The following is a 12,402-nucleotide window of genomic DNA, read 5'->3' on the forward strand; positions in this document are numbered from 1 at the left end:
ATGACCGGTACCACCGCTACCACCATCAACACGCGCCTTCCATTACGGCAGGTCTGGCCCGACGCGTTTGTCGAACGCTACCGCGCTGCGGGCTACTGGCGGGGTGAGACATTGCCCGGCTTTCTGCGCGAGCGGGCCGAGCGCTTCACGCATGACGTGGCGGTGGTGGCCGGTGAGACGCGCTATACCTATGGCCAGCTCTGGCAGGAGGCCGAACGCATCGGCGGGGGGCTGCTCACGCTCGGTCTGCGTCCCGGCGACCGTGTGGTGGTGCAACTGGGCAACGTCGCCGAGTTCGTCACCGTGGTGTGCGGCCTGTTCCGCGCCGGATTAATTCCGGTCTATGCGCTGCCGGCGCACCGCATCACCGAGATCGTCCATTTCGTCCGCAGGGCCGAGGCCAGCGCCTACGTGACGGCGGCGCGTTATGAAGGATTCGACTACCGCAGTCTGGCTCGCGAACTGCGCGCCGAGGTGCCGACGGTACAACAGGTGGTGATTGCCGGCGAGGCCGAGGAGTTCACTGCCCTGGCCGAGCTGGCCGGCGACACCAGCGCACTGCCGGGCGATTCGGACCCGCAGGCGGTCGCCTTCCTGCAGATTTCCGGCGGCAGCACCGGCTTGTCCAAGCTGATTCCGCGCACCCACGACGACTACATCTATTCGTTTCGCGCCAGCAATGAAATCTGCGCCATCGACCGCGACAGCGTCTACCTGGTGGCATTGCCCGCCGCCCACAACTTTCCGATGAGTTCGCCGGGGTGGCTGGGCGCCTTGTATGCGGGGGCTCGCGTGGTACTCAGCCCCGGCCCGGGGCCGGATATCGCCTTTCCGCTGTTGGCCCGTGAGAAGGTGACCTGCGTCGGTCTGGTGCCGCCGCTAGCGTTGTTGTGGGCCGATGCGGCCGCCGAGAGCCGCCACGACCTGTCGAGCCTGCGCGTGGTCCAAGTGGGTGGTGCCAAGCTGGTGCCGGAGGCGGCGCGGCGGGTGGCCAAGGGATTGGACTGCCGGTTGCAGCAGGTCTTCGGCATGGCCGAGGGGCTGGTCAACTACACGCGACTGAGTGATCCCGACGACGTCGTACTCAACACCCAGGGACGGCCGATCAGCCCGGACGACGAGGTGCTCGTCGTCGACGATCACGGCGAGCCGGTGCCCGAGGGAGCGGCGGGGCACCTGCTGGTGCGCGGGCCCTACACCATCCGCGCCTACCACAACGACGACACCGCCAATGCGCGCAGCTTCACCGAGGACGGCTACTACCGCACCGGCGACATGGTGCAGCGCCTGCCCGGCGGCTATCTCGTGGTCCAGGGCCGGGCGACCGATCACATCAACCGCGCTGGCGAGAAAATCTCGGCGGAGGAGATCGAGGATCACCTGCTGGCTCACCCCGCGGTCTTCGATGCGGCGGTGGTCTCGATTCCCGACGACTATCTCGGCGAGCGCAGTTGCGCCTTCGTCATCGCCCGCGGCGAGCGCCCCCGCGCCGTCGCACTGAAGGCCTGGGTGCGCGAGCAGGGGCTGGCGGCCTTCAAGGTCCCGGACCAGATCGAGTTCGTCGATGCCTTCGGCACCACGGCGGTCGGCAAGATCAGCCGCCGCGAGCTGCGCGCCCAGCTACGCGAGCACTTTCTTGATCGACAGAATCAAGATGAGGAGAGGATTTGATGGGACTCCCGACAATATCCGGCTACGCCTTGCCGACCCCGGACGAACTGCCGGCGCCGCGTGCGCCGTGGCGGCCGGAGACGCCGCGCATGGCGCTGCTGGTGCATGACATGCAGCGCTACTTTCTTGCCGCCTTCGAGGCGGAGGCGGCGCCGCTGGCACCGGCGATCGCCAATCTGGTGCGCCTGATCGCGCATTGCCGCCGTCTTGACGTGCCGATCTTCTACTCCGCCCAGCGTGGCGATCAGGACCGGCGCGACCGTGGCCTGCAGGCCGACCTGTGGGGACCCGGCATGCGCGCGGTGGCTGAGCACGAAGCGATCGTCGAGGCGCTGGCGCCGACTGCCGACGACCACGTGTTGGTCAAGCATCGCTACAGCGCCTTTCAACGCAGCAATCTGGAGACGCTGCTGCGGGTGCGCGGGCGCGATCAGTTGCTGATTACCGGCGTCTACGCGCACATCGGTTGTGCGGCGACGGCGATGGAGGCGTTCCAGCGCGACTTCGAACCCTTTGTCGCCGCCGATGCGTTGGCTGATTTCTCGCGGGTCGACCACGACCAGGCCTTGCACTGGATCGCCCGTACCTGCGGTGTGCCGATGACGACGCAACAGCTATTGGAGACCCTGCAATGACGACCGACAACGCATCGCTGACCCTGGAGCGCCTGCGCGACGATGTGGCGCGGATGCTCGGGGAGTCGCCGGAGATGATCGGCGACGACGAGAACCTGCTGAACTACGGCCTGGATTCGATGCGCATGCTCAACCTGGCCTCGCAGTGGAGCGGCGAGGGCATCGAGCTGCAGTTCGCCGACCTGGCCGTATCCCCGACGCTGATCGACTGGTGGCAACTGGTACAGCGCCAGCGGCACCGGAACGGGGGGTGACGATGCATCGCTCCGACGGCGAGCCGTACCCGCTGACCGAAGCGCAGGCCGGGCTCTGGTACGCGCAGCGCCTGGACCCGGACAATCCGGCGTTCAACACCGCGCATGCCCTGTGGATCGAAGGCGACCTGGATGTCGCGGCCTTTGCTCGGGCCGCCGATCGTGCGGCGGCCGAGGCCGAGGCATTGGCGTTGCGGATGGACGACAGCGAGGCGGTTCCCCGCCAATGGGTGGACGACGCGTGCCGGCCGGCGATCGAGCGCGTCGACCTGTCCACCCGCGACGATCCCGACGCCGTGGCGCGCGAGATTATGCGCGGCGACCGCCTGACCCCGATCGATCCCACGCGCGAACGGCTGGCGCGGCAATGCTTGCTGATGCTGGGGCCGAAGCGCTTCGTCTGGTACCTGCGCGTGCACCACTTCGCCACCGACGGCTACGGGATGGCCTTGTTCGGCGAACGCGTCGCCGAACTTTACGCCTCGACGGAGGGCGGCGCGCCGCTGGCCCCGCTGGCGCAGGTGCTTGACGAAGACGCGGCCTATCGGCAATCCGAACGCCGCGGACGCGACGCGGCCTACTGGCGCGAGACGATGGCCGAGGCACCGCCGCCCACCGGACTGGAAGCCGGCCCGGAGACCGCGGCGGACGACTGTCGGCGTCTGATTCGGCCTATCGACACGACGCTGCGCGAGGGCCTGCTCGCCTTGGCCGAATCCCTCGGCCAGCCCTGGCCGGACGTGCTGACCGCACTGACCGCCGAATACTGCCGGCGGCATGCCGATGCCGCCGAAACGGTGATCGGCGTCCCCTGCATGGGACGCCTGGGCAGCGCCTCGGCGCGGGTGCCGGCGAGCTCAAGCGCGGCCGTCGTCACGGTCGCTATCGCGGCGAGCAGTTGCGCCGCGACCTCGGCCGGGTCGGTGCCCGGCGGCGCCTGTACGGGCCGTTGGTCAACGTGCAGCCGTTTTACCGGCCGCTGCGCCTGGCGGGGATGCGAACCCGCCTGGAGATCCTCTGCACCGGCCCGATCGACGACGTGACGTTTGGCTTCCGGGGGGACGCGAAGGCTGCGCTGGATCTGGAGATCGAGGCCAATCCGGCGCTCTACACGCGGGATCAGGTCAAGGCGCATGCGGCACGCTTGCCGGCGTTTTTGGCTGCTGCGCTCGAGACTCATGCCCAGGGCGGCAAGCCTTGCGACGTGCCGTTGGCGACTCCGGACGAGGCCCGCCGCTACCTTTACGAGGTCAACGCCACCGCGCGCCCGGTGGCAGATACCACCCTGGTGGCGCTCGTCGAGGCGACGATGGCGGCACTACCGCAGGCCATTGCCCTGGAATATGCCGGAAACGCGCTGAGTTACGCTCAGCTCGAACGGCGTACGCGGGCACTGGCGCTGCAACTGCGCGAGCACGGTGTGGGGCGTGAATCGATGGTCGCCGTGGCGCTACCGCGCTCGCTGGAGCTGGTGATCGCGCTGGTGGCCGTGCAGCGGGCCGGGGCGGCTTATCTGCCGTTGGATTTGGCCCACCCCGATGATCGCCTGCGGCGTATTCTCGATTCGGCGCGTCCGGCCTGCGTCCTGGCCTGGGCCGATGAAACCGCGCGTTTCGGCGATTGGCCGCTATTGCCGCCGCCGCAGTGGCAGCACGCGAACGAGTCCGCGCTGGATGCCGGCCCGCGTCCCGAAGATGCCGCCTACGTGATCTACACGTCCGGCTCCACCGGCGAACCCAAGGGCGTCGTGATCGAGCATCGCGCCATCGTCAATCGCCTGGTGTGGATGCGCGAGCACTTTGGCTTTTGTAACGGCAGCGGCAGCGGCAGTGGCAGCGACGAGTGCATCCTGCAGAAAACGCCGGTGACCTTCGACGTCTCCGTGTGGGAATTCTTCCTGCCGTTGCTGGCCGGGGCGACGCTGGTGGTGGCGCCGCCCGACGCGCATCGCGACCCCCGGGCGATCGCCCGACTGATCCGCGAGCAGGGCATCACCACGCTGCACTTCGTGCCGTCGATGCTGGCGGCGTTTTTGGCCGTGCCCGAGGCACGGGGACTGGGACTACGGCGGGTGTTCGTCAGCGGCGAGGCGCTGGACGCCGCCCTGCGCGACCGCTTCCATGACACCATCGACGCAGAGCTGTTCAATCTCTACGGTCCGACCGAGGCCGCCGTGGACGTGAGCTGGTGGCCGGCCGGGCGCGACGACGACTCGCGGCCGGTACCGATCGGCTTTCCCGTGTGGAACACCCGGTTGTACGTACTCGACGAGCGGATGCGGCCGCTGCCGCCCGGCGTGGCCGGCGATCTCTATCTCGGCGGCGTGCAACTGGCACGCGGCTATCTCGGGCGCCCCGAGCTGACCGCCGAGCGCTTCATCGACGATCCCTTCGTCACCGGCGGGCGTCTCTATCGCAGCGGTGACGTGGCGCGCTGGCGGCCGGATGGCGTGGTCGAATTCCTTGGCCGCGGCGATGACCAGGTCAAGCTGCGCGGCCTGCGCATCGAACTGGGCGAGATCGAGGCCGCGCTGCTTTCGGCGCCGGACGTGACGCGCGCGGAAGTGCTGCTGCGCAAGGACCTCCCCGGCGAACCGTGCCTGGTCGCCTATGTGCAGATGAATGCATCGATTCAAGCGGGCGCCCAACCAAGCGCCCAGTTCGGCGACGAACTCGATGCCGCCCGGCTGCGGGCCCACCTGGCCGCGCGGGTGCCGGACTACATGGTGCCGGCAGCGTTCGTCGCGCTGGACGACTGGCCGCTGACCGCCAACGGCAAGCTCGACCGCAAGGCGCTGCCGGCGCCGGCACTGGCCCAGGTTCAGCAGGGGCGGGCACCGCGCAGTGAGACGGAACGCGAGATGGCAGCGTTGTTTGCCCAGGTGTTGGGTAAGGGGCCTGGCGCGAGCCCTGATGAAAGTTTTGGTGAAAGCCCCGCTGAAGAGCGGTCGATTGGAGCCGACGCCGATTTCTTCGCCCTGGGGGGCGACTCGCTGTCGGCGGTTCACCTGCTGCTGGCGATCCGGCAACGCTGGAACCGGGACCTCGGCCTGGGCGTGGTGTTCTCCTCTCCGACCGTCGCGGGCCTGGCGGCACTGATCGACACGCCGTCGGCCATGGCCGATGACGGGCTTGGCCCCTGGGTACGACTGACCCCGGACACCGCCGGCCCGGCGCCGCTTTTCGCGGTGCATCCGGCCGGCGGGATCGCCTGGAACTACCGGGACCTGGCCCGCGCCCTGATGCCACGGCGCCCGGCCTTCGGGCTGCAGTCGCCGGCACTGGACCCCTTGCAAGCGCTGCCGGCGAGCGTCGAGGCGCTGGCCGAGGCGTACGTGGCGCATGTCGTCGAGCTGCACCCGCAAGGGCCGGTGCATCTGCTCGGCTGGTCGGTCGGTGGGGTCATCGCCCAAGCCATGGCGGTACGGCTCGAGGCCCTGGGGCGCGAGGTCGGGCTGGTGGCGCTGCTGGACGCCTATCCCGCCGAATGCTGGCGCGCCGAGCCCGAACCCGATCCGGTCGCTGCCTTGCGCGCCCTGCTGGCCATCGCCGGTTACGATCCGGAGGGCCACCCGGAGCTGGACAGCCGCGAGAAGGTGGTCGCCTTCCTGCGGCGTGGCGACAGCACGCTCGGCAATCTGCCCGAGCCAGCGCTGGACGGGGTGGTGCGGGCGGTCACGGGCACCAATCGTCTGGTCCGCAACCACTATCATGCCCGCTACGGCGGGACCCTGCTGCACCTTCGCGCCGGGCGCGACCATGCCGAGCAGCCGGATCTGCAGGCACGGCTCTGGGAGCCCCATGCGGCGGCGGTGGAGGCGATCGAGCTGCCGCTCCTGCATGCCGAGATGACCGGCCGCGACGCCGCCGCGCGAATCGCGCCGCTACTTTCGGAGCGACTGCGCCGCTGGGATGCACAGGCCTCGACAGGAGAAACCTTATGCAACTGAGTGGCTTCGAGAATAGGGTGGCGTTCGTCACCGGGGCCGGCGGCGGCATCGGCGCGGCGCTGGTCGGGCTGCTGCAAGCCAGCGGCAGCGTGGTGGTCGCCAGCGACCTGGCCGCGCCGGTGCTGGAGCTCAGCTCTGAGGCGCCGGCGGTCCATGCCGAGACGCTCGATGTCACCGACTCCGGTGCGGTCGATGCGTTGGTCGAGCGGGTCGAGCGCGACATCGGGCCCATCGACATCGGCGTCAACGTCGCCGGCGTGCTGCAGTCCGGCACCATCGACACGCTCGACGACGACGAATGGCGTCGGGTCTTCGCCGTCAACGCCGACGGTGTGTTCCATGTCTCGAGGGCGTTGGCCCGGGCAATGACGCCACGCCGGCGCGGTGCCATCGTCACCGTGGGGTCCAACGCCGCCGGGGTGCCGCGCCATGCGATGGCCGCCTATGCGGCGTCCAAGGCCGCGGCGACGATGTTCACGCGCTGCCTGGGGCTGGAGCTGGCACCGCTGGGCATTCGCTGCAACATCGTCGCGCCGGGTTCGACGCTGACCCCGATGCAGACTGGTATGTGGCAGGACGACAATGGCGCCCAGCGGGTCATCGAGGGCATGCCTGGGGTCTACAAGGCGGGGATTCCGCTGGGCAAGCTGGCCACGCCGGAAGACGTGGCCAACGCGGTGATGTTTCTGCTTTCCGACCAGGCCGGGCATATTGCCATGGGGGATCTCTATGTCGATGGCGGGGCGACGCTTCGTGCCTGAGCAATAAATGGCTGCGCAGGCGAATCGCTGCGTTGCGCGGTGCTCGCAATCCTCACCTATACCCCATAGGCTTCGGTTGCTGCGCTCCGTGCGCCTTGCGGCGTGGCGACGCCCGCTTCATCCTGCTCGCCGATTTATTCGGCGTTCCCCTGGCTCGCGAGATCGTACACAGATTCTGAGCAATAAATGCCGTGCTCGCCGGTTTATCCGCTGCCTGTTCCACGAGGAAATCCAATGCGAGAAGGTTTCATGAAGCGACACGCGCGCGGTTTCGGTGCCGTTTGCGCCATCGTGCTGGTCACGCTGGCGGGGCTGCTGCCGTTGCCGGCGCTGGCCAAGGAGATCGTCGATCTGCGTGGCCGCACGGTCGAGGTGCCGGGCCAGGTCGACAGCCTGACCATCGACGACGGGCGCTTTCTGATCGCGCTGTCGCTGATCGACTCCGCTCCGGTGGATCTGCTGGCGGCCTGGCCGCGAGACATCAAACGCCTCGGCCAGGCGTCCTACGCGCGCTATCGCAAGGCGTTTCCGGCCCTGGAAACGCTACCGACGGTGGCGAGTTCGGCGGAGAACTTTGACATGGAATCGGTGCTGGCGGTGGCCCCGGACGTGGCCCTGATGTCGCTCGGCCGCGGCCCCAGCGACGCCCAGCTCGCGCAATTGGAAGCGGCCGGCATCCCGGTGGTGTTCATCGATTTCTTCAATGATCCGTTCGCCCATCAGGCTCCCAGCCTGCGTATTCTGGGCCAACTGACCGGCCACGAGGCCCGGGCCGAGGCTTACCTCGACTTTCGCGACCGGCATCTGCGGCGGATTTCCCAGCGCGTCGCGGATATCCCCGCGGCAAAGCGGCCGAGCGTGTTCGTGGAAGCCCATGCCGGCATCACCAACGACTGCTGTTTCTCGCCGGGCAAGGGCGGCATGGGGGACTACATCGATTTCGTCGGCGGGCATAATATCGGCGCGGACGTGCTGGAAAAGGCCGCTGGCAAGCTGAACCTGGAATACATCATCGCCAGCGATCCGCACGTCTACATCGCCACCGGCGGGCCCGATCTGCGCAAAACGGGAGGGCTGGTGCTGGGCGGAGGCGTCGATGCGCGCCGTGCGCGGAGCTCGCTGGCGAGTATTGCCCAGCGTCCAGGCATCGCCCAACTGACGGCGGTGAAGCAGGGCAACGTGCACGGCCTGGCCCACCAGTTGCTCAACTCGCCGCTCGATACCGTCGCCATCGAAGCGTTTGCCAAATGGGTTCACCCCGAAATGTTCGAGGACGTGGCCCCGAGCCGCACCCTGGAAATGATCAATCGCCGTTTCCTGGCGGTGCCCTATGAGGGGGTAGGCTGGGTCGATCTGAAGTAGGCTGGCGAGTCGGCATTCTTGGCCTGGCATCCTTGCCGGGTGTGACTGATAGAAAGAGGCAGCTCAATTGGATGGGACCACTGTAAAAGACGTATCCGCCGAATCGGCCTCGGTGCTGGCGGCTTACCGCCGGATGGTGGCGTGGCGGATTGCGATCCTCGCGGGGCTGGCGGTGCTGTGCCTGGCCGCCTTCGTGCTGGATCTGGTGACCGGTCCCTCGGCGCTGACGCTCGACCAGCTCCTGGCCGGCTTGCTCTCGCCCGACGACCTGACAGCGCCTCAACTGGCGATCATCTGGCAGGTACGCATTCCCTATGCGCTGATGGCGTTGCTGGTGGGGGCCGCACTGTCGCTTGCCGGGGTGGAGATGCAGACCGTTCTCAACAATCCGCTGGCCAGCCCGTTCACGCTGGGGGTCTCGTCGGCGGCGTCGTTCGGGGCCGCGCTGGCCATCGTGATGGGGATCAGCCTGCCGTTCGTGCCGATGGACTGGATGGTATCGCTCAACGCCTTTCTGTGCGCCCTGGGTTCGGTGCTGCTGCTTCAGTTGCTGGCACGCTTGCGCGACGCCGGTGTCGAGACCGTGGTGCTGCTGGGGATCGCCCTGGTGTTCGTGTTCAATGCGCTGGTGGCGTTCGTGCAGTTCGTCTCCTCTCAGGCGGCGCTGCAGCAGTTGGTTTTCTGGAGCATGGGCTCCTTGTCGCGGGCGACCTGGGCCAACGTGACCGTGCTGGGCGTGGTCCTGCTGGCGGTCACGCCATTCTCGTTTCTCGCCTCCGGTCGGTTGACCTCGCTACGGCTGGGCGAGGACCGTGCCCGGAGCTTCGGCATCAATGTGGCGCGGTTGCGCTTCATGTCCCTGTTGCGTGTCAGCGTATTGGCGGCGACCTCCGTCGCCTTCGTCGGGACGATCGGCTTCATTGGCCTCGTCGGGCCACACATCGCCCGTTTGCTGCTGGGCGAGGATCATCGCTTTCTACTGCCTGCCAGTCTGTTCACCGGGGCGTTGATCATGTCGCTGGCCTCGGCGGCGAGCAAGGTGCTGGTGCCGGGCGTGCTGCTGCCGGTGGGCATTGTCACGGCCATCGTTGGCGTGCCGGTGTTCCTGTTTCTCATCTTCTGGCGTCCGGGGAGAAGCGCTTGAGCGATGTCGACGATAGGCTGCGGGTCAGCCGGCTGTCCACGGGATACCGTGGGCGCAGGATCATGCAGGAGATCAGCCTGCCGGCGTTCCATGCCGGTGACGTGACGTCATTGGTGGGGCCCAATGCCGCCGGCAAGAGCACGCTGATGCGCGCGTTGGCCGGGCTGCTGCCGGCGACCGGGTCGGTCAGGCTGCAGGGCCGCGAGTTGATCGGACGGCCGTTGGTCGAGTGGTCCCGCCGCGTGACGTACATGCCGCAGAGCCTGCCGCAAGGGGTGGCGCTGAACGTGCTGGAAAGCGTGATCAGTGCGCTGCGCGCTTCACCCATGGGAGCCACGGCCCCGCAGCGCGCCGCGCTGGAGCGGAGTGCCGTCGAGGTGCTGGAGCGTGTCGGCATCATCCATCTGGCCATGGAAAGCCTGCAGCATCTTTCCGGCGGCCAGCGTCAGCTCGTCTCGTTGGCCCAGGTGCTGGCACGCGAGCCGCGCGTGCTACTGCTCGACGAGCCGATCAGCGCACTGGATCTGCAGTATCAGCTACGGGTGATGCGGTTGGTGCACGAGCTGGCCCGCGAGCGCGGCATGATCGTGCTGATAGTGCTGCACGACCTGAGCATCGCGGCGCGCTGGTCGGACGGCATCGTGATGCTGTCGCGCGGTGGCGTGGCGGCGACCGGCACACCGGCGGAGGCCATCACGTCGGAAACCCTGGCCCGCGTCTACGGGGTGAGCGCCAGTGTCGAATGTTGCGCCAAGGGCAGGTTGCAAATCACGATCGAGGATGTGTTGGATGATGATGCCGCGTTTCGCTGACACCCAGACACGAATAGTGCGCGCGATGGCCAACGAGACGCCCTATCGCATTAGTCTGTGGATGCCTCCCGGACAGCCGCCGGAGGCAGGCTGGCCGGTCATCTACGTCCTTGATGCCAATGCGCTGTTCGCGACCTTCGTGGAGGCGATTTTGCGTGGCAGCCGCCGTCCGGATGCGACGGGCATCGGGGCGGCGGCCGTGGTGGGTATCGCGCATGAGGGAGACGAGCTCTTTGCTACCGAGCGGCGCTATCGAGACTACACCTTCGGCCCCTCGACGCTGGTGCCGGCATCGCAAGCGGGCGGGGGCGAGGCGTTTCTGACCTTCATCGTTGATCAACTGGCGCCCGGGCTGCGTGAAGAGTTCGCGCTGGATGGCGCGAGACAGGTTTTGTTCGGTCATTCGCTGGCCGGCTATTTCGTGCTGTATGCACTGATGGCCCGGCCCGGCGCATTCCGGACCTTCGCCGCGATCAGTCCTTCGATCTGGTGGGACGAGGCTGGTCTGCACGAGCGGATGGCCGCGCTGCGGGGCCATGCGGCTCGCGTATTCGTCGCGGTCGGCGAGTGGGAGGGCGAGGCCGCCCCCTGGCAGCGTCTCGCGCCCGGTTACGAGCAGCTCATGCAGCGGCGCCGGGAGCGCCGGATGATACCCCGGGCGCAGTCGATGGCGCGGGCGCTAAGTGGCGTTCTGGGCGAGGAGCGGGTGAGATTCCACAACTTCCCCGAAGAGGATCACGCCTCGGTGCTGATGATCGCCATTCAGCGCACGCTGCGCTTCGCGTTGGCTCCGTGATGGGGCCGTTCAATATTGTCGCGGTACTGCGTTATGACGTCTAATGCATTGCGTTTTTGGATCTGCAACTGCCTGTTTTGGACAGCCGTCTTGCAGGCGACCTGGGCGGCTGCCCAGGCGCCGAGCGTGACCGCCGATTCCGTGACGCAGCCTGTGGTCCTGCCGGATAGTCAACAATGGGTCATGCATGGCGATGCCACGGGACGCGACTACCTCGTTCAGGTCTCCGTGCCCGACGCATCGCCGCCAGCCGGCGGCTATCCGGTACTCTACGTGCTCGATGGCAATGCGCGCTTTCCGCTGGTGGTGATGGGGCGCGACAGCCTGACGCTGCGGGGGCCGGACGGTGACACCAGCCCCTGGCTGATCGTCGGCATTGGTTATCCCGATACCCGTCGTTTCAACGGTTCCGCACGCAGCGAAGATTACACACCGGCAGTATCGAACATGCCGGCGGTCGATTCGCGGGGCCGGCCCGTGGGCGGCGCGGAGCATTTCCAGGATTTTCTTCAGAACCAATTGTTGCCGCGGATCGCTGATCGGTTTGAGGTCGATGCCTCGCGTCGAGCACTGCTGGGGCACTCCTACGGTGGTCTGTTCGCGTTGTACACCGCACTGACCCGGCCGCCGCTGTTCAGCAATTACATCGCTATCAGCCCGTCGCTGTGGTGGGGCAATGGCTTCCTGTATGAGTTGCCCTCGGTGCCGGGCGGCGTAAAAGCTCGTGTCTTGCTGGGCGCCGGCGCTCAGGAACGGGGACGCAGGCCGGCATTCGCGCAGAGATCCGGTGTCCGGTCCAACGCTTTGCCGGCGATGTGCGACAATGTCGCTTGCTTTGCTCAATGGCTGAAGTCGCACCATCCTCATTGGGTCGTCAAGCACCAGACGTTCACTGGCTCCGACCATGGTAATGTCATGTGGCCGGCGGTGCGGGCGCTATGGCGATTTCTGGACAAAAGTCGGCTTGACAAATCGGAACAGTAGCATGGCGGCGGTAAGACTTGGATTGGATCAAACT

At 67.4% G+C, this 12,402-nt stretch carries 11 protein-coding genes; all 11 read left to right on the forward strand.

What is annotated here, in order from left to right:
• Positions 1-1,671 (forward strand): (2,3-dihydroxybenzoyl)adenylate synthase, encoded by a 1,671-nt coding sequence (locus LUN51_RS03005; protein ID WP_277810073.1) that lies wholly within the window; start codon positions 1-3, stop codon positions 1,669-1,671.
• The gene (locus tag LUN51_RS03010; protein WP_277810074.1) at positions 1,671-2,306 is read left to right on the forward strand and encodes an isochorismatase family protein; all 636 of its coding nucleotides are present in this window, start codon (positions 1,671-1,673) and stop codon (positions 2,304-2,306) included. Before LUN51_RS03005 ends, LUN51_RS03010 begins: the two co-directional genes overlap by 1 nt.
• Complete coding sequence (locus LUN51_RS03015) at positions 2,303-2,560, forward strand: phosphopantetheine-binding protein (protein ID WP_277810075.1); 258 nt, start codon at positions 2,303-2,305, stop codon at positions 2,558-2,560. The genes LUN51_RS03010 and LUN51_RS03015 overlap by 4 nt, the downstream gene beginning before the upstream one ends.
• A gap of 2 nt (positions 2,561-2,562) precedes the next feature.
• Positions 2,563-3,603, forward strand: coding sequence for a condensation domain-containing protein (locus LUN51_RS03020; RefSeq protein WP_277810076.1), 1,041 nt, complete (start codon positions 2,563-2,565; stop codon positions 3,601-3,603).
• Between the two features lie 266 nt (positions 3,604-3,869).
• On the forward strand, positions 3,870-6,509 hold the full coding sequence (locus LUN51_RS03025; protein ID WP_277810185.1) for an amino acid adenylation domain-containing protein: 2,640 nt from the start codon (positions 3,870-3,872) through the stop codon (positions 6,507-6,509).
• On the forward strand, positions 6,500-7,270 hold the full coding sequence (locus LUN51_RS03030; protein ID WP_277810077.1) for a 2,3-dihydro-2,3-dihydroxybenzoate dehydrogenase: 771 nt from the start codon (positions 6,500-6,502) through the stop codon (positions 7,268-7,270). The genes LUN51_RS03025 and LUN51_RS03030 overlap by 10 nt, the downstream gene beginning before the upstream one ends.
• A 249-nt stretch (positions 7,271-7,519) precedes the next feature.
• Positions 7,520-8,632: an ABC transporter substrate-binding protein gene (locus tag LUN51_RS03035; RefSeq protein ID WP_277810078.1), complete on the forward strand. Its 1,113-nt coding sequence runs from the start codon at positions 7,520-7,522 to the stop codon at positions 8,630-8,632.
• A gap of 67 nt (positions 8,633-8,699) precedes the next feature.
• Positions 8,700-9,776 carry a FecCD family ABC transporter permease gene (locus LUN51_RS03040; RefSeq protein WP_277810079.1) on the forward strand — a complete coding sequence of 359 codons (1,077 nt, stop codon included), beginning with the start codon at positions 8,700-8,702 and terminating at the stop codon, positions 9,774-9,776.
• Between the two features lie 62 nt (positions 9,777-9,838).
• Positions 9,839-10,588 (forward strand): ABC transporter ATP-binding protein, encoded by a 750-nt coding sequence (locus LUN51_RS03045; protein ID WP_277810080.1) that lies wholly within the window; start codon positions 9,839-9,841, stop codon positions 10,586-10,588.
• Positions 10,566-11,384 (forward strand): alpha/beta hydrolase, encoded by an 819-nt coding sequence (locus LUN51_RS03050; RefSeq protein ID WP_277810081.1) that lies wholly within the window; start codon positions 10,566-10,568, stop codon positions 11,382-11,384. The genes LUN51_RS03045 and LUN51_RS03050 overlap by 23 nt, the downstream gene beginning before the upstream one ends.
• 90 nt (positions 11,385-11,474) lie before the next feature.
• Positions 11,475-12,368, forward strand: coding sequence for an alpha/beta hydrolase (locus LUN51_RS03055; RefSeq protein WP_277810082.1), 894 nt, complete (start codon positions 11,475-11,477; stop codon positions 12,366-12,368).
• Positions 12,369-12,402: the final 34 nt, after the last annotated feature.

Origin of the sequence: Chromohalobacter canadensis (assembly GCF_029544075.1) — a bacterium.
GTDB lineage: Bacteria > Pseudomonadota > Gammaproteobacteria > Pseudomonadales > Halomonadaceae > Chromohalobacter > Chromohalobacter canadensis_A.